Source organism: Salinibacterium sp. NG253 (assembly GCF_015864945.1).
GTDB lineage: Bacteria > Actinomycetota > Actinomycetes > Actinomycetales > Microbacteriaceae > Rhodoglobus.
The window spans coordinates 1,075,738-1,099,019 of sequence record NZ_JADYWF010000001.1; the positions used below are offsets into that span (position 1 = coordinate 1,075,738).

General features: G+C 60.7%; 25 protein-coding genes. 5 read left to right on the top strand and 20 right to left on the bottom strand.

All coding sequences use genetic code 11. The features are described from left to right. Positions 1-26 precede the first annotated feature (26 nt). From rlmB to I6E52_RS05235, 3 genes are all read right to left on the bottom strand, one after another. Positions 27-1,061, bottom strand: coding sequence for a 23S rRNA (guanosine(2251)-2'-O)-methyltransferase RlmB (rlmB, locus tag I6E52_RS05225; RefSeq protein ID WP_197155347.1), 1,035 nt, complete (start codon positions 1,059-1,061; stop codon positions 27-29). Between the two features lie 31 nt (positions 1,062-1,092). After that, a complete protein-coding gene (gene cysS / locus I6E52_RS05230) occupies positions 1,093-2,523 on the bottom strand; it encodes a cysteine--tRNA ligase (protein ID WP_197155348.1) in 1,431 nt (476 codons plus the stop codon). A gap of 84 nt (positions 2,524-2,607) precedes the next feature. Then, positions 2,608-3,468 (bottom strand): 3-hydroxyacyl-CoA dehydrogenase, encoded by an 861-nt coding sequence (locus tag I6E52_RS05235; RefSeq protein ID WP_197155349.1) that lies wholly within the window; start codon positions 3,466-3,468, stop codon positions 2,608-2,610. 294 nt (positions 3,469-3,762) lie between these two features. Here I6E52_RS05235 and I6E52_RS05240 point away from each other — a divergent pair, with 294 nt between their 5' ends. Further along, complete coding sequence (locus I6E52_RS05240) at positions 3,763-4,683, top strand: sugar-binding transcriptional regulator (RefSeq protein WP_197155350.1); 921 nt, start codon at positions 3,763-3,765, stop codon at positions 4,681-4,683. A gap of 61 nt (positions 4,684-4,744) precedes the next feature. Here I6E52_RS05240 and I6E52_RS05245 read toward each other — a convergent pair whose 3' ends face one another. Further along, positions 4,745-5,266 carry a PTS sugar transporter subunit IIA gene (locus tag I6E52_RS05245; RefSeq protein WP_231601772.1) on the bottom strand — a complete coding sequence of 174 codons (522 nt, stop codon included), beginning with the start codon at positions 5,264-5,266 and terminating at the stop codon, positions 4,745-4,747. A gap of 156 nt (positions 5,267-5,422) precedes the next feature. Between I6E52_RS05245 and I6E52_RS05250 the strand changes: the two genes are divergently transcribed. Further along, positions 5,423-5,704: a PTS sugar transporter subunit IIB gene (locus I6E52_RS05250; protein ID WP_197155351.1), complete on the top strand. Its 282-nt coding sequence runs from the start codon at positions 5,423-5,425 to the stop codon at positions 5,702-5,704. A gap of 103 nt (positions 5,705-5,807) precedes the next feature. Continuing rightward, positions 5,808-7,244, top strand: a complete 1,437-nt coding sequence (locus I6E52_RS05255) for a PTS galactitol transporter subunit IIC (protein WP_197155352.1) — start codon at positions 5,808-5,810, stop codon at positions 7,242-7,244. A 168-nt stretch (positions 7,245-7,412) separates the two neighbouring features. Here the strand turns inward: I6E52_RS05255 and I6E52_RS05260 are convergent, their stop codons facing one another. The 11 genes from I6E52_RS05260 to I6E52_RS05310 all read right to left on the bottom strand — a co-directional run bounded on the left by I6E52_RS05260 (position 7,413) and on the right by I6E52_RS05310 (position 17,266). Next, positions 7,413-7,670 carry an HPr family phosphocarrier protein gene (locus tag I6E52_RS05260; RefSeq protein ID WP_197123370.1) on the bottom strand — a complete coding sequence of 86 codons (258 nt, stop codon included), beginning with the start codon at positions 7,668-7,670 and terminating at the stop codon, positions 7,413-7,415. Positions 7,671-7,746: 76 nt separating this feature from the next. Continuing rightward, positions 7,747-9,051: a dihydrolipoamide acetyltransferase family protein gene (locus tag I6E52_RS05265; protein ID WP_197155353.1), complete on the bottom strand. Its 1,305-nt coding sequence runs from the start codon at positions 9,049-9,051 to the stop codon at positions 7,747-7,749. A 1-nt stretch (position 9,052) separates the two neighbouring features. Continuing rightward, positions 9,053-10,090, bottom strand: a complete 1,038-nt coding sequence (locus I6E52_RS05270) for an alpha-ketoacid dehydrogenase subunit beta (RefSeq protein WP_231601123.1) — start codon at positions 10,088-10,090, stop codon at positions 9,053-9,055. Between the two features lie 5 nt (positions 10,091-10,095). After that, positions 10,096-11,070, bottom strand: a complete 975-nt coding sequence (locus I6E52_RS05275) for a thiamine pyrophosphate-dependent dehydrogenase E1 component subunit alpha (protein ID WP_197106304.1) — start codon at positions 11,068-11,070, stop codon at positions 10,096-10,098. Between the two features lie 14 nt (positions 11,071-11,084). Next, entirely contained in the window at positions 11,085-12,410 is a 1,326-nt protein-coding gene (locus tag I6E52_RS05280) for an NAD(P)H-dependent oxidoreductase (RefSeq protein ID WP_197123366.1), read from the bottom strand. Positions 12,411-12,538: 128 nt separating this feature from the next. After that, positions 12,539-12,940, bottom strand: coding sequence for a transcriptional regulator GutM (locus tag I6E52_RS05285; RefSeq protein ID WP_197123364.1), 402 nt, complete (start codon positions 12,938-12,940; stop codon positions 12,539-12,541). Position 12,941: 1 nt separating this feature from the next. After that, the gene (locus I6E52_RS05290; protein ID WP_197155354.1) at positions 12,942-13,316 is read right to left on the bottom strand and encodes a PTS glucitol/sorbitol transporter subunit IIA; all 375 of its coding nucleotides are present in this window, start codon (positions 13,314-13,316) and stop codon (positions 12,942-12,944) included. Between the two features lie 45 nt (positions 13,317-13,361). After that, entirely contained in the window at positions 13,362-14,417 is a 1,056-nt protein-coding gene (locus tag I6E52_RS05295; RefSeq protein ID WP_197123360.1) for a PTS glucitol/sorbitol transporter subunit IIB, read from the bottom strand. A gap of 2 nt (positions 14,418-14,419) precedes the next feature. Further along, positions 14,420-15,127, bottom strand: a complete 708-nt coding sequence (locus I6E52_RS05300; protein WP_197155355.1) for a PTS glucitol/sorbitol transporter subunit IIC — start codon at positions 15,125-15,127, stop codon at positions 14,420-14,422. Positions 15,128-15,467: 340 nt separating this feature from the next. Next, positions 15,468-16,673, bottom strand: a complete 1,206-nt coding sequence (gene ispD, locus I6E52_RS05305; protein WP_197155356.1) for a 2-C-methyl-D-erythritol 4-phosphate cytidylyltransferase — start codon at positions 16,671-16,673, stop codon at positions 15,468-15,470. A gap of 110 nt (positions 16,674-16,783) precedes the next feature. After that, the gene (locus I6E52_RS05310) at positions 16,784-17,266 is read right to left on the bottom strand and encodes a CarD family transcriptional regulator (protein ID WP_129072070.1); all 483 of its coding nucleotides are present in this window, start codon (positions 17,264-17,266) and stop codon (positions 16,784-16,786) included. Between the two features lie 102 nt (positions 17,267-17,368). Here I6E52_RS05310 and I6E52_RS05315 point away from each other — a divergent pair, with 102 nt between their 5' ends. After that, positions 17,369-17,878 (top strand): hypothetical protein, encoded by a 510-nt coding sequence (locus I6E52_RS05315; RefSeq protein ID WP_197155357.1) that lies wholly within the window; start codon positions 17,369-17,371, stop codon positions 17,876-17,878. A gap of 74 nt (positions 17,879-17,952) precedes the next feature. On the opposite strand, the gene I6E52_RS05320 is transcribed toward I6E52_RS05315, so the two are convergent. After that, positions 17,953-18,633 carry a response regulator transcription factor gene (locus tag I6E52_RS05320; protein ID WP_197123352.1) on the bottom strand — a complete coding sequence of 227 codons (681 nt, stop codon included), beginning with the start codon at positions 18,631-18,633 and terminating at the stop codon, positions 17,953-17,955. Beyond that, on the bottom strand, positions 18,630-19,784 hold the full coding sequence (locus tag I6E52_RS05325) for a cell wall metabolism sensor histidine kinase WalK (RefSeq protein WP_197155358.1): 1,155 nt from the start codon (positions 19,782-19,784) through the stop codon (positions 18,630-18,632). Before I6E52_RS05325 ends, I6E52_RS05320 begins: the two co-directional genes overlap by 4 nt. A 167-nt stretch (positions 19,785-19,951) precedes the next feature. On the opposite strand from I6E52_RS05325, the gene phoU reads away from it, so the two are divergent. Then, a complete protein-coding gene (gene phoU / locus I6E52_RS05330; RefSeq protein WP_197123348.1) occupies positions 19,952-20,605 on the top strand; it encodes a phosphate signaling complex protein PhoU in 654 nt (217 codons plus the stop codon). A gap of 105 nt (positions 20,606-20,710) precedes the next feature. On the opposite strand, the gene I6E52_RS05335 is transcribed toward phoU, so the two are convergent. The 3 genes from I6E52_RS05335 to I6E52_RS05345 are packed head-to-tail and all read right to left on the bottom strand — an operon-like array spanning position 20,711 to position 23,146. Further along, positions 20,711-21,454: a phosphoglyceromutase gene (locus tag I6E52_RS05335; RefSeq protein ID WP_197123346.1), complete on the bottom strand. Its 744-nt coding sequence runs from the start codon at positions 21,452-21,454 to the stop codon at positions 20,711-20,713. A 32-nt stretch (positions 21,455-21,486) separates the two neighbouring features. Further along, a complete protein-coding gene (locus tag I6E52_RS05340; protein WP_307842399.1) occupies positions 21,487-22,560 on the bottom strand; it encodes a folate-binding protein in 1,074 nt (357 codons plus the stop codon). Then, positions 22,550-23,146: an FABP family protein gene (locus I6E52_RS05345; RefSeq protein ID WP_197155361.1), complete on the bottom strand. Its 597-nt coding sequence runs from the start codon at positions 23,144-23,146 to the stop codon at positions 22,550-22,552. Before I6E52_RS05345 ends, I6E52_RS05340 begins: the two co-directional genes overlap by 11 nt. Between the last annotated feature and the right edge of the window lie 136 nt (positions 23,147-23,282).

Genomic DNA, 23,282 nt, shown 5'->3' on the forward strand with positions numbered 1-23,282 from the left:
CGGCGCAGGATCACTCCTGCGGCACGCTACTTCTTTTTGCGAGCTGCTGAACGCAGCTTCGAGATCTCATAGAGCGTGACACTCGCGGCGATACCGGCGTTGAGCGACTCGGTCGATGCACTGATCGGGATCGACACGATGGCGTCACAGTTTTCAGTGACGAGACGCGACAAGCCCTTACCTTCGCTACCGACAACGATCAAAACGGGCTCTTTCGCCAGAGGCAATGCGGGAAGCGACACGTCGCCATCCCCATCGAGACCGAGCACGAAGACGCCGCGCTTCTTGTATTCCTTGATCATCTGCGTGAGGTTATTGGCCATAGCAACGGGTGTGCGTGCGGCAGCACCGGCGGAGGTTTTCCACGCGGATGCCGTCATGCCCACCGAGCGACGCTGCGGAACAATGACACCCTGGCCACCAAACGCGGCAACCGAGCGCACGATAGCGCCGAGGTTGCGCGGGTCAGTGATGCCGTCGAGAGCAACAAGCAGCGGAACCTGGCCGCGAGCTTCTACCTTGTCGAGCAATTCCATGGGGTGCGCGTACTCGTACGGCGGCACCTTGAGGGCAAAGCCCTGGTGCACAGAGTCGAAACCGGCAAGACGGTCGAGTTCTGGACGCATCACTTCGAGCACGGCGATGCCGCGCGAGGTCGCGAGTTTGAGGATCTCCTTGACGCGGTCATCGTATTCGATACGTGCAGCCATGTAGAGCGTGTGGGCGGGGATCTTGGCGCGAAGAGCCTCGAGCACCGAGTTACGGCCAGTGACCATCTCAGACTCGTCGGCAGACTTCGCTACCCGCGACCGGCTGGGCTGGCTCGAACGCTGGCCGCCCTCGGAGGGCTTGCCACCGTTGCGGCGAGTTCCACCGGCTGCTTCATAGCGCTCGGCCGCAGCCTTGCGCTTGCCTGCGGGGTGGTACGGGCGGTCTTCTGCCTTGGGTGTGGGCTTGCGACCTTCGAGAGCCTGACGTCCCTGGCCTCCCGAGCCGACCTGGGGGCCCTTGCGGCCCTTGCGTACCGCTCCTGCGCGGGGTGTGTTACCTGGGTTTTTCACGAGTGTTGCTCCTGTCGGAAGCGCCGATCAGTCACGGCAAGCTCCAATGCGATCCGGTCGAGTCATCTTCTAGTGCGATGCCCGCCGCTGATAGTTCATCACGGATTCGGTCTGCGGCAGCAAAATCCTTAGCTGCGCGGGCCGTATTGCGATCCTCAATGAGCTGTTCAACCAGTACTGACAAAGCAGCAACGGCTGGCTCTGAACGCTCAGAACCCCATCGTGGATCAAGTGGGTTGATACCCAAAACCTGTGCCATAGCGATCACGTGTGATCGCGCGGTGGCAACCGCCGCAAGATCTCCGTCGTCGAGGGCAGCGTTGCCCGAACGAATCGTCTCGTGCACGACCGCGAGCGCCTGAGGCACTGCAAGGTCGTCATCCATGGCCTCGCCGAATGCCTCGGGCACCTCTGTGGTGTTCGCGACGTCGAAGCGAGTGTCTCGCAGTCGACGCGAGGCACGCTCAATGAACACCTCAAGGCGTTCAAAGGCTGCTTCTGCTTCAGCAAGTGACGTGTCAGTGTAGTCGATTGTGGAGCGGTAATGGGCCGCTCCCAACAAATAGCGCACCACAATGGGGCGAGCGGCATCCAAAAGGTCGCGAGCGAACACCGAATTGCCGAGTGATTTCGACATTTTTTGGCCGTTGACGTTGACCATGCCGTTGTGCACCCAGTGACGAGCGAACTCATCACCAGCAGCGGTCGACTGGGCAAGTTCGTTCTCGTGATGAGGGAACCGCAAATCAAGGCCACCACCGTGGACGTCGAATGCCCCGCCCAAGTAGCGGCGAGACATGGCAGAGCACTCAATGTGCCAGCCCGGACGTCCGTTGCCCCACGGCGACGACCACGATGCTGACTCGGGTTCAGTGGGCTTGCTCCCCTTCCAGAGGGCAAAGTCACGCGGATCGCGCTTGGAGCGCGGGTCGGCATCGGCTGCGGCAACCATGTCGTCGAGCTTCTGCCGGGTAAGTTCGCCGTAGGAGGGCCACGACTGAGTGTCGAAGTAGACGTCTCCCGACTCGTCGCTTGCGGCATACGCATGGCCGCGCTCGATGAGCTTCGCGATCAATTCGCGCATCTCACCGATGTTGCCGGTGGCCCGAGGCTCGTAGGTCGGCGGCAGAATGCCGAGCTCGTTGTAGCCCGCGGTGAACTCAAGTTCGACACGGTAGGCCAAGGCCCACCACTGTTCGGTCGAGCCTTCGGCTGCGGCATCCGCTGCTCGGGTCAAAATCTTGTCGTCGATGTCGGTGACGTTGCGCACGAGCGTGACGTCGAGCCCACGATAGGTGAGCCAGCGGCGCCAAATGTCGTAGACGAGGGCCGAACGCAAGTGGCCGATGTGCGGAGACGACTGCACGGTAGGACCGCAGACGTAGATGCCCACCTTGCCCGGCTCACGGGGATCGAGGTCGAGGAGGCTGGCACTGCGAGTGTCATAGAGGCGAATAGTCACTAAGCAAGTTTAGCGACCCCCGCTGGGTGTTACACGGTCGGGTTGAGGCACAGGGGAATGTGAACGCCCCCGTGCCTCTCACCACTACTTCGTGTACGTGTAGAAACCGCGACCCGTCGCGATTCCCAAGTAACCCTTGTCGATGTACTCGGTCTTGATCCACTCAGCAAACCGCTTCGTGTTCTCGTCGCCGTGGGACATGATGTTGTACGGCGTTGTGAGCCCGATTACGTCAAGGATCTGGAACGGCCCCATCGGAGCACCGGTGGCGATCCGCCACGTGTTATCGACGTCGGCCGGCTCTGCATAACCATCGGCCGCGAGCTCTGCCGCAGCGTTGAGGAACGGAACGAGCAACGAGTTGAGAACGTAGCCGGCCTTCTCCTTGTGGATCGGAATCGGCACCATACCGATTGCAGAAGCGAACTCCACCACCGAATCGAAGACAGCGGGGTCGGTGTCTGCCGTACCCATGATCTCGGCAGTGTTGAACTTCCAGATTTGGTTGGCAAAGTGCAGTGCGAGGAACTTGTCTGGACGTCCCGTGGAGTCCTTGATGTCACTGGGCAACAGAGTGGACGAGTTTGTCGCAAAAATCGTGTGCGCGGGAGCGAGCTTTCCGAGCTCCGCGTAGGTGGTCTTCTTGAGGTCGAGAATCTCGGGAATGGCCTCGATAACGAGGTCGGCGTCCTTAACAGCATCCGCAAGATCGGAGGAGAACCGCACGCGACCAAGGGCTTCTTGCGCCTTGCCGTCTGCCGCACCAGCAACGCTGTCGGCAACGTAGGTGCTCGCCAGCCCGTCGAACCGAGTGCGAGCCTTCTCTAGAACTTCATCGTTGATGTCGTACGCCACGACCTCGAAGCCACTGAATGCTGTTTGGTATGCAATCTGGGATCCGAGCACGCCAGTGCCCAGAACCGTTACACGCTGAATGTTTGTCATTGTGCTCTCTTCTCTTCGGTTTGTAACCTGATCCGATGCTCTAAATTTACTCCTGATTGGCTGAGCCTTGGCTGTGCCTCACGAGTGTGCAGCATGTGCTTCAGCGGGATATAAAACGCATGTTTTCTGGGGGTAGGCGGGTCACGGACTGGCATCAATCAGCGGTTTGTAGCTAGTAGAACCCTGCAAATCATGCGCACGAGTGTGAAGACCGAAGTAGAATCAGTGCAAATCAGCAACGAAGCATGAGAGAGGAATGGACCGATACCCAGTCCACGCAATCAAGCAATGCTTGTGAAGGCCGCCACTCTCTACTACCTCGAGGGCAAATCACAAGCCGAAGTCGCCCAAGAGATTGGGGTCTCGCGATCGAACGTCTCTCGCGTACTCGCTGATGCCCGCAAGAACGGCATCGTCGAGATCCGTATCAACGATCCTTTCGGCCGCGCTCAAGACCTCGAAGCTCAACTCGTCGCCCGCTACGGACTCCGCGAGTGTCGCGTCGCGCCCAGCACCGGCGCCGACAACCAGCTCACTCGCGTTGGCGCGCTCGGCGCCCAATGGCTCATCGACAATCTGCCCCGCGACGGCGGCATCGCCCTTTCCTGGGGTTCAAGCGTGCAGGCCGTCGTCGATGAAATTCCGGATGATTCCTCCCACGAGAACATCGAAGTGCTTCCCCTCGTCGGCGGGCTTTCCATCGTGGACTCCGCTCGCGACGGCAACGTTCTCGTGCGCCTGCTCGCCACCAAACTGGGAGCACAACACCGCCGCCTTTACGCGCCCGCTGTCGTCGAATCCCGCGAATCCCGCGAAGCATTCCTGCGCGAACCGTCCATCACCGGCGTATTGAGCGCATCGAAGCGGGCCAAGATCGCGATCGTTGGTGTCGGTAACGTCGGCGTTGGAGCTTCTGGCGCCATCATCGAGTCGATGAACTTGAGCAAGACTGAGCGCGCTGAGTTTGCAGCATCCGGAGCCGTTGGTGACTGCTGCACACGCTTCTTCGACAGTGACGGAAAAATCGTCGAGTCAGTAGTTAATGACCGCGTCATCGCGATCGACCTCGAAGAGCTCGGCAACATTCCGACCGTCGTGGGCGTTGCCGCCGGAGCACAGAAACTCGAGGGCACCCACGCAGCGCTCACGGGCGGGCTCTTCGATGTGCTCGTCGTCGACTCCGACCTCGCGCTCGCGCTCCTCAACCAGCGTTAACTAGCACCACCCCGCGGTAGTCACGCTTCAGGTCAGCAGCGAAGCAGCTCCCGGCGGGCCACTACTGAGCGGTTGAGGCCAGCAGGCCGGCGAAACTTGCGGCGAGTTCTTCTGCAGTCGTGGCTGCGCTCAGCGTCTCGTGCCAGCCATCGAGTTGGAACACGGCGATGAGTTGCGACAGCATCTCCGTTTGCGCGTGCGGCTCGGTGACGAGAATAAGCACCGCGACCCGGGCTGCGACGGTGGAGTCAGCTCCGCCCATTTCGCCGAAGTGGACCGGTTCTGCCAACATCGCAATTCCTAGGCCCGACTCGATGGCATGTTCGACATCCGCATGAGGAATAGCAACCGGGATGACGGTTGGCAGCCCGGTGGGGTACGCGCTTTCGCGCTCAAGCAGAGCTGCCTCATAGGTGGGGTGCACGGCTCCGACGGCGAGCGCCTGGGCCGCGAAAGCAGTGAGAACTTCGGCACTCGAGCTGGCTTGCAGGCCCACAAAGCTGAGGTCGGCGCGCGGCATTACGGTCGCGGTCGCGCCGTCGTGGTTGGCATCTGCCGCGGCTGCGTTGGTCGTGTCGCTCATGAACCCTCATCCTTCATTGGCGGTGGTTAAGTTTCGTGTCTGTCGGGCACTTGGTGACTGTGTTAGTCAAAACAAGAACCACTTGTACACATTTGTACATCAAACGTGCATAATTGTGTCACACCAGTCATTCGCGAATACATTGGAGTATCGAAATTGGCCTCAAAACGCATCCTCGTCATCTGTGGCACCGGCGTCGCAACATCTACCGTGGTCGCAACAAAGATCAAGGACTTTTGTGCGTCTAAGGGCCTCGACGCCACAATCTCGCAAGGCAAAGTAACCGACACTCTGCGCGGCGACCTCGCTGCAGACTTCATCGTCGCCACTACCCAAGTGCCCGACTCGGTCGGAATCCCCGTTATCGCCGGACTCCCGTTCCTTACCGGAATGGGCCTCGACAAGGTGTACGCCGAAATCGAGAAGCAGTTCGACTAACCCACCCGCTCGCACTGCACCGCAGTTAACCATTGCGGTGCATCACAGCGCGCTCTAGCGCACCCACACCACTCACTTCAGACAGAGAAATGGACGTTCAACGTTGAACATCATTGAAGATATTCTGACGAATATCACCAGCTATCTCACGGCACTCGGTGCCGCGGTCACCCTGCCGATCCTCATCACCATCTTCGGCATGATTCTTGGCCAAAAGTTTAGCCAAGCCCTCCGTGCCGGTGTCCTCATCGGTATCGGCTTCATCGGAATCAACCTCGTCATCGGCCTCATGGCCGGCACCGTTGGTCCCGCAGCTCAGGCTCTCGCCGTGAACCTCGGCGTGAACCTCACCGTTCTCGACGTTGGTTGGCCCGCGAGCGCCGCCATCGCGTTCGGATCAACTATTGGGGCGGTGATTATTCCTGTCGGCATCCTCGTCAACATGTTGCTGCTGTGGTCGGGTCTCACCCGCACGTTCAACATCGACCTGTGGAACTTCTGGCACTTCGCCCTCGTTGGCGCTCTTGTGGGAGCTGTCACTGACAACTTCTGGATCGGTATCGCTGCAGCCGCCGTGCACATGGTGATCGTTCTGGCCCTTGCTGACCTCTCTGCACCGCTGATCCAGAAGTACTTCAACTTCCCCGACATCTCGTTCCCGCACGGCACCAGCGCGCCGTACATCCTGTTCGCGATTCCGTTCAACTGGATCTTCGACCGCATCCCGGGCTTCCGCAACCTGAAGGCTGACCCGCAGACCATCGAGAAGCGCTTCGGTGTCTTCGGCGAATCGATGATCCTGGGTCTCGTGCTCGGAATCATCATCGGGCTCGCTGGCTTCGGCTTCGACGACCCACGTGAAGACTCGATTGCGATCCTCGTGCTCGCGATCAGCCTCGCCGCCGTTCTGCTGCTGCTGCCGCGCATGGTGTCGATCCTGATGGAAGGCCTCATCCCCGTCTCCGACTCCGCTCGCGAGTTCGTGCAGAAGCGTTTCCCCGGCCGCAAGTTCTACATCGGTCTCGACACCGCAATCGCGGTAGGCCAGCCTGCCGTGCTCGCGACATCGCTCGTGTTGGTTCCCGTCACCGTGTTGATCGCTATTGCGCTCGCTCCGCTCGGCAACCAGGTACTGCCGCTCGTTGACCTTGCGACTCTGCCGTTCATCGTGGCCATGATGGTTCCGATCTTCCGCGGCAACATCGTGCGCTCCGTCATCGGTGGCGCCATCGTTATTGCGATCGGCCTGTTCATCGCCACCGCAACCGCACCGCAGTTCACCGCCATCGCCGAAGCTTCCGGCTTCAGCGACAACCAGGGATCACAGCTCATCTCGTCGCTCGTTGACGGAGCAAACCCCCTGACCGGCCTGTTCTTCGGAGTAGCAAACCTCGGCGGCTGGACCATTGCGGTCCTCGCCGTACTCTCCCTCGGATTCGCCTACTGGGTGAGCCGCCTCGAGAAGAAGCGCGACATCGTTCGTGCGCAGGTCGAAGCGGATGCCGCAGCAGCATCCGACGAAGAAGTAGCCAAGGCCTAACAGGCCTGGCTTCGCCGCCGAAAGCCCCGCTCCCCCAGGAAGGAGCGGGGCTTTTGTGCGTCCGCTGGAGGGCGCTAGAGGGCGCTGGAGGAGGATCGCCGACTGGTGAACGGCGCTTAACGCACAGAAGGCCCGCACCATGCCGGTGCGGGCCTTCTGCGTTAGTTGCTATTCGACGGTGGAGAGCAGTTCTACGAGCTGGTCGAGAACGCTGTCAGCGCCCTCATCGTCGGAGGCAATCGTTACGGTTTCGCCCTGCGAGACCCCGAGAGAGATAACGGCGAGGATGCTGGCCGCGTTGACGGCCTTTTCACCCTTAGCGACCGTGATCTTGAAACCGCTCTTGCTGACAGCCTGCGTAAACAGAGCAGCGGGGCGGGCGTGAAGTCCGGACGGTGAAACAATTGTGGCTGTGCGTTCTGACATGGTGTACCTGTTTCGAAACGTGGTGGACAGCGCCCGTACGGAGCGCTGGGGTGGAACCCGCGAGCGGGTTGCGGCTCTAGAGCAAACGCTCCGGGGTCGCGACGAGGTTGGTGATGGTCGCGAGCATTCGTGCGGCATCCGCACCGTCAGCTACACGATGATCGACGGTGAGGCCGATCGTGCAGCTCAACCGAACCCCGAAGGTTTCGTCATCGAACACGCGCATGCGTGGCTTGACGGCGCCCGACGACAGAGCTGTCGACTGCGGTGGGGTCAGTAGTGCGTTGAACGATTCCACGCCGAATCCACCCAGATTCGAGAATACGCTTGTTCCGCCGCCGAGGCGTGCGGGCGGCAAAGTTCCCTTGCGCGTCTCATCGACGACGGTCGCAATTTCGGCGACCAGGTCAGCCAGCGTTCCCTCGTGCGAATTCGTCAGCACCGGCGCGATGAGCCCCGATGGTGAGTCAATCGCGAGCGCGATTCCGATGTGCTCGTTGGCAGCAACTCCCCCATCAGTCCAGATGCCATTGAGCGCAGCGTTCTCGGCCAGAGCAATTGCTTGAGCCCGCACAAAGAGTGCGGTCCAGCTTGCGCCGCCGAGCGTGGTTTTGCGCACGGCAGCCAAAGCTGACAAATCGAGATCAACGTAGGCAGTGAACTGCGGAACGAGAGCGGATGCCGCCATCACCTTGGCAACTTGCTTGCGGGTGCGCAGGCGGCGAGCTTCTACCGGGTCAACCGCCGTGGCAGGCGCAGCAGCCGGCGCAGCGGCCACAGCCGCAGTCGGAGCTGCTGGTGCTGCGGCCGGAGCCGGAGCGGCGACGGGGGTTGCAGCGGTCGGAACGACCGCAGGAGCAACGGGAGCGGCTGACGCAACCGGTGCCGCAACGGGGGCGGCAGGTGCTGCGGTAGCCGCTTCGACATCCGCGACCCGCACGGTGTTGTCTGGGCCGGTCGGTGTCACGGTCGCAAGGTCGATGCCTGCGGCTTCTGCTGCGCTGCGTGCGGCCGGAACGGCCGGGATCCAACCGGTGGCGATCGGCGCAGGGGCAGCAACGGGCGCAACAGCCTCGGCCGCGACCGCAGCCGGAGCCTCAACAACGGGCTCATCGAAGAGCCCGCCGAGCAGGTCATCCGCTTCGGTCGTGATGAACGCGATCGTGTCGCCTACCGCGTAGACGTCATCGGGCTGCGCAATGATGCGAGCGAGCACACCATCAAATGGCGACTCCACTTCCATGTCGACTTTGTCGGTCGCGACCTCACAGATCGGCTCCCCGGAACGAACCGAGTCACCTTCCTGCTTGAGCCACGCGACCATCGTGCCCTCTTCCATGGTCATGGACATTTTGGGCATTGTCAGTGGCAGCTCAGCCATGTCACCACTTCCGAACGAGATCAGTGGCTGCCGCGACGATGTCTTCAACCTGAGGAACCGAAGCGCGTTCGAGCTTGGGCGCGTACGGGATGGGGATGTCGAGGCCAGCAAGACGCTTGATCGGCGCACGAAGGTAGCCGAAGGCATCCGACTCGGAGATGATCGCAGATACTTCGGACATGAAGCCGAGTGTACGCACAGCCTCTTGAACGAGCAGGACCCGACCGGTGGCCTTGACGGTGCGCAGGATGGTGTCGCTGTCGAGAGGCTTGAGCGTGCGCGGGTCAACCACGGTTGCTTCGATACCGTCGGCGGCGAGAATCTCGGCAGCCTCGAGCGCGCGGCTCACCTCGACACCGGTGGCAATAATGGTGAGATCCTTGCCCTCGCGAGGAACAGCAGCGACACCGAGCGGCGTGCGGATGTCTCCCGTGCGCACCTCTCCCGACGTCTTGTAGAGCAGCTTGTGCTCGATAACCATGACGGGGTTGGGGTCATCGATGGCCGACAGCAGCAGGCCCTTGGCGTCATCCGCCGTCGCTGGCATGACAACTTTGAGTCCAGGAATGTGCACGAACCACGCTTCGAGGCTCTGCGAGTGCTGCGCGGCAGCACCCGTTCCCGAGCCGCCGGGAGCGCGAATAACCATCGGCACGCTTACAGCGCCACCGAGCATGAAGTGAATCTTCGCTGCCTGGTTGGCGATCTGATCCATGGCCTGAGCAGTGAAGTCGGAGAACTGGATCTCCACGATCGGGCGCATACCGGTCATGGCAGCACCGACACCGGCACCCATGATGCCGAGCTCGCTGATGGTGGTGTCGCGGATGCGCTCGGGGCCGATCTCGTTGATCAGCTCGCCGGTGACTCCGAAGGCGCCACCGTAGGTTCCGACGTCTTCACCCATGATGAAGACGGCGGGGTCCTTAGCCATGGCGATGCGCATTGCGTCGCGAATGGCCTCAGAGTAGGTCATTGTCACTGTCTCGGCCGGTGCGGGGGCCGCTGCGGGCTGGGCCGCGGTCGTCTCAATAGTCATCGTTGTTACCTTGCGTAGACGGCGGAAAGTAGATCGTCAGCGGTGGCGTCCGGCGCAGCGTTGGCGCGCTGAACGGCACTGCGCAGCTCGGTGCGCACGTTGTCGCGCACAGCGTCGATGTCAGCCTGCGTGAGGCCACCGGCGGCGAGAGCCAGAGCTTCGAAGTGAGGAATGGGGTCTTTACCGCGCCACTCATCGATCTCGTCGCGCGTGCGGTACAGGTTCTTGTCTGACTTCGAGTGTCCGCGCCAGCGGTACGTCTTTGCTTCAATGAAGGTCGGTCCGCCGCCGGCACGAGCGCGGTCAACCGCTTCCTTCGTGGCGTCGTAGACCGCCTGAACATCGTTACCGTCGACGGTGACTCCCGGGATGCCGTAGCCCTTTGCGCGGTCAGAAAGCTGGTCAAGATTGAAGGCCTTCTCTGACGACATCGACATGCCATAGAGGTTGTTTTCGCATAGGAACACCACGGGAAGCTGCCACATGGCCGCGAGCACAACGCCCTCGTGCCAGGCACCCTCACCCATCGCGCCGTCACCGTGGAAGCTCACAGCAACCTGCTTGGTGCCGCGCATCTTGGCCGACAGCGCTGCGCCGGTAGCGATCGGGATTCCACCGGCAACGATGCCGTTCGCACCGAGGTTTCCGGTTTCGGTATCCGCGATGTGCATGGAGCCACCGCGGCCGCGGCAGTAGCCGGTTTCTTTCGCAAGAAGTTCAGCCATCATGCGCTCCATATCGGCGCCCTTGGCGATGCAGTGACCGTGGCCACGGTGCGTCGAGGTGATGTAGTCGTCCTTATTGAGGGCGAGGCATGCTCCCGTTGGCACGGCCTCTTGACCGATCGAAAGGTGCATGGTGCCGTGCATGAGTCCACGGCCGTAGAGATCTTCCACTGCTTCTTCAAAGCGGCGGATTTTCCACATGGTGGCGAGGCTGGCTGCCGCGAGTTCGCGGTCCGCAACGATCTGCGTGTTCATAGTGGTCACCTTTCTTAAACGGAGAGCAACGACGCGAGTGCAGGAACCTGCAGCTGGCCATCGGCGAGAAGGGCATCCTGCAGCTTGCGCAAGATCACAATCGTTTTGGTTTCGTCGAGCTGTACGTCGTCGTAGGTCACCGCAGTTCCCTTGGCAACGTCACGGATGAGCGTGCCCGCCGATGCCAGACCGATGGGCAGTTCGCGCCCGGCCTTGGCCTCGGCTGCCGGAACAGCGTCACCGTAGACGTGCTCGCCACCGATGCCATCGATTTTCTCGCCAACCTTGAGGTCGCGCTTGGCCATGGCCGAAACATCTGCATTCCAGGCGATCGGAGCGAGCGACGGCTGGCGGTCGATCATGACCTCGCCAATCGACAGCACTGCCTCGACGCTGGCGAGGTGGTACGGACGGTAGAACGCAAAGTAGGGGCCTTCGCCGAGCTTGAGGTAGCTGAGCTCCTCGTGCACCACGGGGTCGGTTGCCTTGGCAACAACAAACACACCGGGAGCAACCGGGCCAGTGGCGTAGTCAACAACACCGCTGCGGTCGAGGATGCCGCCGTCTTCGATGGGCTTGAAAATGTCCTGCAGGGTCGGCACTGTTGCGGCCGGTCCGTGCATCGAACGCTTCGTGAGCTCAAGGTCTGCCGCGTTAGCGAGGGCAGCCATCTCGATCATCGTCTTGGTTCCGTCGACGAAGCTGCACAGCATCCGTGGGTTCATGCCCTTGGTCTTGGCTTCTTCTTCGAGGCTGGAAGGGGTAGCCGACTCGTTGAGCGGGTTGTTCTTGCCCTTACCCGCGAGCACAACGTCAAGACCGATGTCTTCGACGTACTCGACGAGCTTCAGGCACTCAACGGGCTCATCGCCACGGCAGACGGTGTAGATGTTGCCGGTCTGCGCTGCGATGCGAGCCAGGAGGAGACCGACGGTGACGTCTGCCTCAACAGTCATGAGTGCGACATCCTTGCCACCGAGCAGCGAAGCCAGAGCGACTTTGGCGGCGATCTCGGGAACGCCCGAGCACTCGATGACCATGTCGATGGGGAGCTTGGGCAATGCGAGAGCGTCGTTGACGACAACGTGGCCGCCCGCTTCGATTGTGGCGGCAAGCGTCTCGAGGTCTGCTGACTGGTCAACGTCGGTGATGCCGGCGTTGGCGAGAGCGCTTACGGCACGGTCGATCGCAATGTCGGCGACGGCGGTGATGTCGACGCCCTTTTGGCGTGCGATCTGGGCGATGAAGCCGGACCCCATCTGGCCTGCTCCGACGAGTCCAATACGGACGGGACGACCGACTTCACGCTGACGCGCAAGCAGTTTGTTTGTGTAACCCATGACTACCCCTTTGAAACCACGTTATATGCACTTATGTGCGTTAGTTAATCAAGTATGTGTATTTAGTATGCCCCGATAGGAACAACGATGCAATGCCGGATGCCGAAGCATCCGAACATGCACGGTCGCTACTTACGGGCTGCCGCTGCGACGTTGCGCTTATACGTAACCCAGTACTGCTTGGTCGCGTAGTCCACAGCTGCGGTCATCATCTTTTCCTTCGTGCGAAGCACGGCGGTATCGAGATCACCGATCAGCTCGGGGCGCGGCTTGAAGTGCGCCATGACGGTGCTGCCGACCATGGCCTCGGCGGCCACGATTCGAGATGTTGAGGCATCCACGACGAGGAGAACGATCGCTCCCCGGAGGAAGCTCTTGCCTCGCCCAGAGACGAGGAAGTGGTCTTTGACGCCGAGGAAGCTGGTTCCCAGGCGCTTGGTTGCACGAGAATACGTGCGCTGTTGAAGAAGGCTGAATACAACGCTCAGAACGAGCGCTGCCATCAGCAGCAATGCGAAGCCGGTGTCCATGTCAACTACCTTCGATGAGCTCAATGGTGACGCCCGCGTTGGGCAACGAGAGTGTGCCCTCCGCGTGAATGGCGCCGGGGAGAACTTTCTGGCTGTCTTCTGGGTCGCTGTAGACCACAAAGTGGCCAAGCGTGCGGAGGTTGTGTCCGGCGATCTCGCCGACCTCCGTAATGGTGACTTCAGAGCCCCCCACCCGCAGCACGTCTCCCGGACGGGGGTCGCGCTGCGGGTGGTGGTGCGCGACAGTGTGAACCACGCTTACCTCAGCCAGTTCGGCGGGGCACGGTTCTCCGAAGAAGATCACCACTCCCCCTTCGAACATTTCGGTGGCGTCCGTTCCGATGGACGTGACCTCGCTGCGGTAATAGGTAGTCATTGCTGTCTCGCTTTTCTCTGCTGTTACGTGTGGTGGTTGTGCTGGTTAGATCAGTGCGAAGCTTGCGCCCCACGCGATCAAGACTGCCAGCGGCGATGTGATCAGGCGAGAGAAGAGTACAGCGGGAACACCCACTGCGACCGTCTCCGGCTTGGCTTCTCCGAGGGCAAGACCCACGGGAACGAAGTCACAACCAACCTGACCGTTGATGGCGAACAGCGTCGGCAGTGCATACTGCACGGGCAGCGCGCCAGCGGCGATCTGTGTACCCATGAGTACACCGACGACCTGTGCGATAGCCGCACCCGGTCCGAGGATGGGCGACAGGAACGGTAGTCCCGTGATCACCCCAAGGAGGATGAGACCGATCGGGTTCGAGGCCAGCGGAGTAACCGCTTGCGCGATCAGGTCCGATAGCCCTGAGTAGGTGACGAAACCGATCAAGAGGCTCACGTACGCCATGAACGGAAGGATCGTCTGCAGCACGAGCTGAACAGTCTGGCGACCAGACGACAGCAGCGTGTTGATGATGTTTCCGATGACCGAACCGAAGCGTGTTGCCACGTTCGAGAAGAAGCCGATGAAACCGCCACCGGTCGTCGTCTGAGCCGTGAAGTGCGTCACGTTGCTCGTACCGAATGCTCCAGACGGTGCCGGGCTTCCGATTGCTGCTTCGGATGCTGCCGACGCTTCAGCAGCATGAGTCGCGAACGCGGCTGATCCTCCCGCAAGCTCAACGTCTTCGGTTCCCACTGCGGAGACGAAGACATCGTCGGTGATGTACTTAGCGAGGGGGCCCGATGGCTCTCCCGGGAAGACATCCACGGTCATCATGCGCTTCTTCGGGTAGACGCCAATTCGCGCGGTTCCACCACAGTTGATCACGACAGCGACAACGCGCTCTTCGGGGATGCTGTTGGTGAAGCCGTCGACAGCTTCTGCGCCGGTCAGTTCAGCGATACGCGCGGCGACCGGGTGGATTCCGCCACCGGTTACCGAGAGAACGACGTTCTTGGTCTCACTGGGCTCGAGCAGGAGGCCCTTGCCCCAGCCGCCGTTGCCGGGCTTGACGAATACTTTGTTGTAGGTGTTCTCAGTCATGATCACACCGTCCCTTCAGTGGCAACCGAGGATCCGGTTTTCTTGGTCGACTTTGCCTCGTTGAAGCGTTCACTGGCCAAAGCAAATTCGCGGTCGTACTCGTCAAAGACGGCCGTGAGGCCCTGGCGACGGATGAGCAGGTTCGTGATCCACTCGGTGACGATGCCACGAATGAAGATAACGACGATGCCGGTTCCGAAGTACAGCAGTGCGAGCAGCGGGTACTTTTCAGGAGCGATGGAGAGCACTCCAGCCGAGACACCAGCCCACACAAAGATCTCGCCAGCGTTAGCGTGCGGGAAGAAAGCGGTGACCGGGTGCACGAACGATACTGCTGAGTCGTAGAACGCCGGCTTCTGTCTCTCGGGTAGATAGATGCCGAAGGAGTAGGCCATCGGGTTGGTCAAGACGATGACCGCGATGATGGGCATGAGCGTGTAGCGAGTGATGGCCCAGCGTGCTGACCACTGCACTGCGCGAGTCATGCGCGCTTCGCCCACCCAGGTGGTGATCGCGTACATGAACGTGAGCAGCACGATCAGTGTCGGCAGGATACCGGTAGCCAAACCAACAAGAGCTTCACCCGAGGCGTTGAATAGGCCGATGAAGTGCGTTGCACCCCAGGTGAGGGCCTGAATGAACGGGTTGTCGCTGGCCGGTACTGGCGGCGAATCAGCCGCCCAGATTATCGTGTCCAGAACAGATTGCATCTCACACCTTTCTCCAGCCGCAACTTCGTTGTCGGCGCCTGTCAGGGCCGGTGGCGTAGACGTGAGGTGCGTGTCCCCATCGACCCTGGTATTGCATTTGCACATATGTGAGCATTGGACTCACAGTCGTGTAATAACAGGTATAGCAGTCCGACGAGCATTGAACCAAGGTGGAACCGAAAAAAATTAGTACTCAGGTTCGTTTTCGGGCGCGCTTCAGCGCCTCACACCGGGAGATATCTCGCACGGGTTCACCCACAGGGGCTGGCTCACAAAGGATCGCTCGACCACACGAGTCAGCAAGACAGCGAGACAACCTCGTCAGAGGCGACGCGGGAGGTTAGCCTTTGTTGTGTGCTGCTTCGGCCACCGTGCGCACGTGCACGAGCGCTGTAGCGATCGCCGCCATACCTTCGCCACGGCCCGTGAAGCCCAAAGCGTCGGAGGTCGTGCCCGCGATACTCACCGAGGCACCAAGGATTCCGCTGAGGAACTCCTCTGCCTCGACGCGACGACGCGACACCATCGGATGATTTCCAATGAGCTGAACGGAAACGTTACCCACTTCGAAGCCGGCATCCCTCAACAGGAACAGGGTTTCACGCAAGAACACCTCGCCGTGAGCATCTTCAAATTTGGGATCGCTCGTGCCAAAGACACTGCCGAGGTCACCGAGCTTCGCGGCGGAGAGCATGGCATCGCAAATTGCGTGCGCAACGACATCGCCATCACTGTGCCCACGAAGGCCGACCTCATCGGGCCAGTGGAGCCCCGCGAGCCATAGCGGCTTCGTTGAGTCGTAGGCGTGCACATCGGTGCCCGTGCCGACCCGGATGCCGGTGGCGGCAGATTCGGTAAACAATTGTTCGGCGCGACGAAGTTCCCACGCCGTGGTGATCTTGAACGCGAGCGGATCGCCAGCGATGATCGAGACGGGATAGCCGGCAGCGGCTACCAGCGCAGAGTCATCGGTGTGCTCTTCTTGCGCGGCAGCGTGAGCGGCGACGAGCTGGTCACGCGGAAAACCCTGCGGGGTCTGCACGGCCATGAGCACCGAACGATCCACGGTCTCAACCACTTGGCTGTTGTCATCCGTGCGCTTGATAGTGTCGGCGACGGGAAGGCCAGGCACAACGCCGGCGCCGGAGCTGCGAACCTCAGCAGCAACCGAGTCAAAGACAACGCTCGGGGTCAGTGGACGTGCCGCATCATGCACGAGAACGACATCGACGCTGGGCTCGAGGTAGCCGAGCGCGGCGGCAACAGACTCTTGACGAGTCGCGCCACCGACGATGATGGTGGGTTCGTGATCGCGACCACCCGGTACGGATCGCGCAAGTTGCTTCGCGATCGGAGCGTAGGACTTGGGAACCGTGATGATGACCTGTGTCGGCTCGACCATGGCAAAAACGGATTCAAGAGCACGGCTCAGGGTCGGACGACCAGCGAGGTGGACGAAAGCTTTTGGCTCGTTTCGACCGAGGCGGGTTCCGTTTCCGGCGCCGAGCAGGATCACTGCAACGCGCGGAGCATTCTGTGGACTCATAGGGGGCGGGTATCTCCAAATCGATGGGCGAGGAAATACTCCTCCGCCAGAAAGACGTAGCGAACCAGCCTATCCATGCTCACCTGTGAATACAGTCAGCAATGCCAGAATTATGAGGCAAGAACCTCGTCGAGAACCAACGATGCTTTGTCTTCGTCAGTCTTCTCTGCAAGAGCGAGCTCTGAGATCAGAATTTGACGTGCCTTAGCAAGCATGCGCTTCTCTCCAGCAGAGAGTCCGCGGTCTTGATCGCGGCGCCAGAGGTCGCGAACAACCTCAGAAACCTTGATGACGTCGCCCGAAGCGAGCTTCTCAAGGTTGGCCTTATAACGGCGCGACCAGTTGGTGGGCTCTTCAGTAAACGGCGCACGAAGCACCTCGAATACCGCGTCAAGACCCTCGCGACCAATAACGTCGCGAACACCCACGAGATCAACATTCTCTGCGGGTACTTCGATGGTGAGATCACCCTGGGTTACATTGAGCTTGAGATAAACTTTCTCTTCACCCTTGATGGTGCGCTTCTTCACCTCGGTGATGGTTGCAGCACCGTGATGGGGATAAACGACTGTCTCGCCGACCTCAAACAACATGAATAGTGGTCCTCTCGAAGAAAACCCAGTTTATCACAGTAAACACATGGTAAGGGTTGCCTAAGTAAAGCAGCCAGCTCCGCTATCTATTAGTATGGGTACGTGACAGTACGCACTCGCGCAGCACGCGCTGCAGCCTCCGCCCTCATTGCCGGCGCTCTACTAGTGGGCACCGCCGGTTGTTCGTTCATCACGCCCACGGCGACGCTGAACCAGTACGACCCCAGCGACGGCATTGGTGCCGACGTCGGCGACGTCAAGGTGCGCAACGTTCTTGCCATCAGCAACGACGATGACTCTGCCGTAAGCCTCATGATTACGGTCGTCAACACGACCTCCACGAGCGGCAGCCTGCGACTGCAGTACGAATCCGCCGACGGCGAGCGCATCGACATCTCGAAGCCGATCACGTCCAACGTTGTCAAGACCTATGGCACCGAGGTAGACGGCGACACGATCGTCATCACCGATGCGGGCGTCAAGGCTGGCCAGTTGTTCCCCATCTACCTGCAGTTCGGCGACGAGAGCGGTCAAGAACTGCTCATTCCGGTGATCTCCGGTAGCGACCCGATCTACAGCGACCTCGCTCCCGCAAGCGCACTCGGCGAATAGCTCGCCATAGCGTCCGCTCAAACTGGGCTGGTGCACACCGGCTCAGCAAGCCAGGCATGCACCCCCGCTAAGCCTTAGTCTTCGAAGCGGTAGCCGAGACCGCGAACCGTCACCAGCATCGTCGGCTGCGACGGCGTCTTCTCGATCTTCGACCGGATGCGCTTAATGTGCACGTCGAGCGTCTTTGTGTCGCCGAAGTAATCGGCACCCCAGACTCGATCGATCAGCTGGCCCCGCGTGAGTACGCGTCCACCATTGCGCAGCAACAGCTCAAGCAGTTCAAATTCTTTGAGCGGCATGGTGACATCTGCACCGTCGACCGACACCGTGTGACGCTCGACATCCATGCGCACTCCCCCGGCTTCGAGAATCGAATCGGTTTCGTCAATATCTTCTGTGCGACGACGCATAACGGCACGGATGCGGGCCAAGAGTTCGCGAGTTGAGTACGGCTTCGTGACGTAGTCATCCGCTCCCAGCTCAAGGCCGACCACGATGTCCACTTCGCTGTCTTTGGCGGTGAGCATGATGATGGGCACGCTCGAGCGCGTGCGAATCTCACGGCACACTTCGGTGCCAGCGAGGCCAGGAAGCATGAGGTCGAGCAGGATGACGTCGGCACCGTTGCGGTCGAACTCAGCGAGTCCCGCGAGACCATCTTCGGCGATGGTCGTCTCGTAGCCTTCGCGCTCGAGCAGGAACGCGAGAGGCTCGCTCAACGACGCCTCATCTTCGACGATCAAAATGCGGGTCATTGTTTTTCTCCTGTTGCGTTGATTACGTCGGGATCGATCTCGGGCAGTCGAATCGTAAAGGTAGAGCCATGGCCCAGCTGCGACCACACACGGATGTCGCCGCCATGGTTTTGCACGACGTGCTTGGCAATGCTGAGGCCAAGCCCACTGCCGCCGGTGTGGCGGCTGCGGGCGGGGTCACTGCGGTAGAAGCGTTCGAAGACGCGGTCGAGTTCATCTTCGGGAATTCCCACGCCCTGGTCGGTAACGGAGATTTCGACGGCCCCGTCGCGGTGGCGCACCCCGATGCCGACTCGAGTGTTCTCTGGCGAATACTGCACAGCATTGGAGATGAGGTTGTCGAGAGCAAGCACGAGAAGTGTTTCGTCTCCGAAGGTCTCGAACCCGGTAAGCCCGCCGCTGGCGAGCGTGACCTTATTGAACTCAGCTACTGCCCGGTTTTGGTCGATCGCGATCGATACGACGGTGTCGATATCAACCGGAGCCGCTTCAGCAAGCCCGTCGGCCGACTGCAGCCGAGAGAGTTCGATGATCTCCTGCGTGATGCGAGCGAGGCGGTGGGACTCCTTGGTGAGGCGCTTCGCGAATCGCTTCACCTGATCCGGCTCATCTGAGGCACTCACGAGCGCTTCGGCCAACAGCCCCACAGCACCGATCGGCGTCTTGAGCTCGTGGCTGATGTTGGCGACGAAATCACGACGCACCTCATCAAGACGGTACGACTCCGTGCGGTCTTCGGCCAACAACAAAACGTATCGCGTGCCGAGGCGAGCAACACGAACAAAAAGATAAATGTTTGCGTCACCAAAAGGGCCGCGAGACAGGTGCACTTCTTGAGCGATGGGCACGCCAGTGCGGCGCACTTGATCGACAAACTCCACGAGCTCCGGATGCACGAGCGCGTGATTCCACACAAGCCCATAGGTCATTGCAGCGTTCGAGGCCTTCATGATGTTATTCGAGGGATCGAGCACGATACCCGCGGATTCCAGCGCATCGATGACCTGATCGACGCCATCCGGCACGGCAGAAGAGACCACGTGAGCGGCTCGCTGACCGCGTTTAGCTGCGGCGTAGATGATGAAGGACATACCGCCGCCAAGAAATACCCCGAAAGCGAGGGCGGCCGGCACGAGCCACGCAGAGTCCATAGCCACTAGGTTAGTTACATCTGAGACGTTCACTTGCCGCGAGTTCGCGACGGGTGCTCACTTCAGATAAAGTTCAGGCCGCCAACACCTGCTGTTAACCTGACGCGGGCAGGGTGGCCTAAGCCGTGCGGGCTTCGTCATGCCCGTATCGAAGGGACGTAGATAGCGTGCGCGAAGTATTTCAACAAGAACTACGCGAGGTGCAAGATCGCCTCGTGGAAATTGCCAGCCTGGTGGCGGTGTCAATCGACAACGCCACAAAAGCATTTAATGAGTCCGATGTATCACTAGCAGAAACAGTGATTGCAGACGATGACCAGATTGATGCGGCGGCAGCCGAACTCGACGAGCTTGCGATCAACATCCTCGCTCGTCAACAACCAGTCGCCCGCGACTTGAGGATTGTAGTGAGCGCCCTGCGCATCAGCGCTTCACTCGAGCGCATGGGTGACATGGCTGAGCACATTGCTCAGCTTGCGCGTTACCGCTTCCCCGACAAGGTTGTACCGAAGTCACTGCGAGGAACCTTCGCAGAGCTCGGTGCACTCGATGTTGCGGTCGCGAACAAGCTGGTAGAGCTGCTCAAGCATGAAGACGTGCGCGTTGCCGAAGAGATTCGCAACGACGACGACAAGATCGACGCGCTGCACTTGAGCGTGTTCGACAAGGTGCTCGGTGAAACCTGGAAGGGCGCTGCGGTCGATACCGTGGATGCCACTCTGGCGTCTCGATACCACGAGCGCTTCGCAGACCACGCGGTCTCCATCGCCAAGAAGGTTCAGTACCTTGCTACCGGCGACTGGATTCCGGCAGACGACTAGACCCGTCTCATCCTGTGAGCGGTAGTTGCTCACCCGAGTAGCTACCGCGCAAAGAAGCCCCGACGAGATTTCTCTCATCGGGGCTTCTTGCGCGTCAAGTATCGGCTACTTCTTGCCCTGCGAGGCAACAGCGGCGGCGCCGGCTGCTGCTGCTTCTGGGTCGAGGTAGTAGGCCGGCTTGATCGGCATGAAGTTGTCGTCTAGTTCGTAGACAAGCGGAATACCGGTCGGGATGTTGAGGCTCGCGATGTCGTCATCGGAGATGCCATCGAGGTGCTTCACAAGAGCGCGCAGCGAGTTGCCGTGGGCGGTCACGAGCACGGTCTTGCCGGCAGCGAGATCTTTGGTGATGTCTGATTCCCAGTAGGGCAACATGCGGTCGATGACGAGCTTGAGGCTCTCGGTGCGAGGAATCTCGCCGTCGATACCCACGTAGCGGCGGTCGTGAACCTGGCTGTACTCGGCGTCGTCGTCGAGCGGCGGCGGCGGCACGTCGAAGCTGCGACGCCATGTCATGAACTTCTCTTCGCCAAACTCTTCGAGAGTCTGAGCTTTGTCCTTGCCCTGCAACGCACCGTAGTGGCGTTCATTGAGCCGCCACGAGCGCTTGACCGGAAGCCAGTCGAGGTCGGCAACCTGCAACGCGATGTTGGCGGTGTGAATCGCACGCTTGAGCAGCGAGGTGTACTGAATGTCAGGCTGCTTCTCGAACGCGGCAATGAGTTCACCCGCGCGATTGGCTTCGGTGCGGCCTTGATCGGTGAGCCCGACATCCACCCATCCGGTGAAGAGGTTCTTTTGGTTCCATTCGGAGTTGCCGTGGCGCAACAAAATCAGGGTGTGAGTCATACCTCAAGAGTACCGAGAATGACTGGATGCCGTTAGCCGCGAGTGACGGCTCCGAGCCGGGGCAGGCGCGGCACGTTCGCTTCGGCACCCGCGTCGGTGGGAACGATGACTTCTTGCGCGGCGGCAATCTCACCGATGTCGGAGGCAACAGCCAGAGTCTCGGCGCTGTCTACTCCCCGTTTGATGATGGCGAGGCCAATGGGCCCGAGCTCAAAGTGGCGAGCAGAGGCAGTGACGCTGCCGACAATCTTTTCGCCCAGTTTCACCTCGGCGCCAGCTTCGGGCAGTGCACCCTCCGAGCCATCGAGGTGCAGCATGACGAGGCGACGGGGCGGATGCCCAAGGTTGTGCACTTTGGCCACTGTTTCTTGTCCGCGGTAGCAGCCCTTGTTGAGGTGCACGGCGGAGCGCATCCAGTCGAGTTCGTGCGGAATGGTGCGGTCGTCGACTTCGGAGCTGAAGCGTGGACGCCACGCTGCAATGCGGAGGGCATCGACGGCGAGGGATCCTGCGGCGTCGAACGCGCTGAGGTCGGCATCTGCCGCGACGAGTGATTCGCGGTAATTCCACGTGGCAGCCGGGTGAGCATCTGTCTTTGAGTACTGGTGTCCGCCCCGAACAACGCGTGCCCAGGGGTCGTTCCAGACCAGCGGGACGTCGTGCGAGACGGTAACGGGCAGCTCGAGTGAGTCGCCGAAGCTGCCGATTGTCGCAAAGTCGTCGCTGCGGTCAGCAATTTCTACCCGCAGCATGAAGCGCATGCGGTCGAGCCAAGCGGCGAGAGCCTCTCGTTGCGAACCATCAACAAGCAACCAGAGAGTTTCGCCATCATCGACGAGGCGCATGGCATGTTCGACGCGACCATTCGGGTTGAGCAACAGTGTTTCGGCGCTCTCCCCCGGCTGGAGGCCCGTGAGTGACTGCGTCGTGAGCGAGTCGAGCCACGTCAGCCGGTCGGGGCCGGTGATCGTGATGACAGCGCGGTCAGCAAGCTCGACTACCGAGCGGCCCTCGACGAGAGCCCGTTGCTCTCCAAAAGGATTGCCGTAATGCTCGGGAGGGCTGCCGACAGCGCCGGGCCGAGCAGCGAATGAACTATTCGACACGAGCGAGCCGCCCCGATGCGTGTGTGCGGAGGTCTTGGCCGAGAGCAGCGATATCCCACGCCCACAGCAAGTGGCCCTCGACGAGCCCATACATGCGAGTAGCGGCGGTGTACTCCTTGGCGCTCTCGGTGCGCATCACGGCGTCGGTAGCCAAATCGATGCGGGGCCCTGTGACCTCGCCGATGTAAAACTCATTGATGCCGCCCGGATGCACGATCGAGACTTCGATCTCAAAGCCTCCGTCGGCAGTGCGCAGCGTTTCGACTTCGTCGGCTGTGCCGTAGGGGCGTTCTCCGATTGCCGGCAGCAGGCCGGGACCGGGATCTCCCTCGGTGGCGGGACGGCGAAGACGCCAGTACCCAGTTTCGGTCACGTGCGGAGTCTTGTTGTCGTCAAGCAACCACGTGTAGGAGTTGTAGTTGAGGTGCGGGAGGCCGTCGTGCGTGAAGCTGATGCGCTGACCAAATTCGACGCTGCGCGATTCTTCGCCGATCTTGTAGTCGACGATGCCAGTGCCCTCCCACAGTCCAACGAGCCACGAAAGTGGCGCGAGTTCAGCGGGGCCGGAGGTGTCTAGCTCAATCACGATGCGGCGCGGCTAGCGCTGGCCGCGAAAGAGGTTGTAGACAACGACAACCGACACGTAGCCGATTGACAGCGTCGCGAGACCGAGAAGGCCGACGAAGAAGAGCTCAAGTGCGAGAAGCATGTACTAATCCTAT

Coding starts and splice junctions, on each gene's coding strand:
- I6E52_RS05235 (WP_197155349.1), bottom strand. CDS start 3,468: ATGACAAACATTCAGCGTGTAACGGTTCTGGGCACTGGCGTGCTCGGA.
- I6E52_RS05245 (WP_231601772.1), bottom strand. CDS start 5,266: ATGAGCGACACGACCAACGCAGCCGCGGCAGATGCCAACCACGACGGC.
- I6E52_RS05260 (WP_197123370.1), bottom strand. CDS start 7,670: ATGTCAGAACGCACAGCCACAATTGTTTCACCGTCCGGACTTCACGCC.
- I6E52_RS05265 (WP_197155353.1), bottom strand. CDS start 9,051: ATGGCTGAGCTGCCACTGACAATGCCCAAAATGTCCATGACCATGGAA.
- I6E52_RS05270 (WP_231601123.1), bottom strand. CDS start 10,090: ATGACTATTGAGACGACCGCGGCCCAGCCCGCAGCGGCCCCCGCACCG.
- I6E52_RS05275 (WP_197106304.1), bottom strand. CDS start 11,070: ATGAACACGCAGATCGTTGCGGACCGCGAACTCGCGGCAGCCAGCCTC.
- I6E52_RS05280 (WP_197123366.1), bottom strand. CDS start 12,410: ATGGGTTACACAAACAAACTGCTTGCGCGTCAGCGTGAAGTCGGTCGT.
- I6E52_RS05285 (WP_197123364.1), bottom strand. CDS start 12,940: ATGGACACCGGCTTCGCATTGCTGCTGATGGCAGCGCTCGTTCTGAGC.
- I6E52_RS05290 (WP_197155354.1), bottom strand. CDS start 13,316: ATGACTACCTATTACCGCAGCGAGGTCACGTCCATCGGAACGGACGCC.
- I6E52_RS05295 (WP_197123360.1), bottom strand. CDS start 14,417: ATGACTGAGAACACCTACAACAAAGTATTCGTCAAGCCCGGCAACGGC.
- I6E52_RS05300 (WP_197155355.1), bottom strand. CDS start 15,127: ATGCAATCTGTTCTGGACACGATAATCTGGGCGGCTGATTCGCCGCCA.
- ispD (WP_197155356.1), bottom strand. CDS start 16,673: ATGAGTCCACAGAATGCTCCGCGCGTTGCAGTGATCCTGCTCGGCGCC.
- I6E52_RS05310 (WP_129072070.1), bottom strand. CDS start 17,266: ATGTTGTTTGAGGTCGGCGAGACAGTCGTTTATCCCCATCACGGTGCT.
- I6E52_RS05320 (WP_197123352.1), bottom strand. CDS start 18,633: ATGACCCGCATTTTGATCGTCGAAGATGAGGCGTCGTTGAGCGAGCCT.
- I6E52_RS05325 (WP_197155358.1), bottom strand. CDS start 19,784: ATGGACTCTGCGTGGCTCGTGCCGGCCGCCCTCGCTTTCGGGGTATTT.
- I6E52_RS05335 (WP_197123346.1), bottom strand. CDS start 21,454: ATGACTCACACCCTGATTTTGTTGCGCCACGGCAACTCCGAATGGAAC.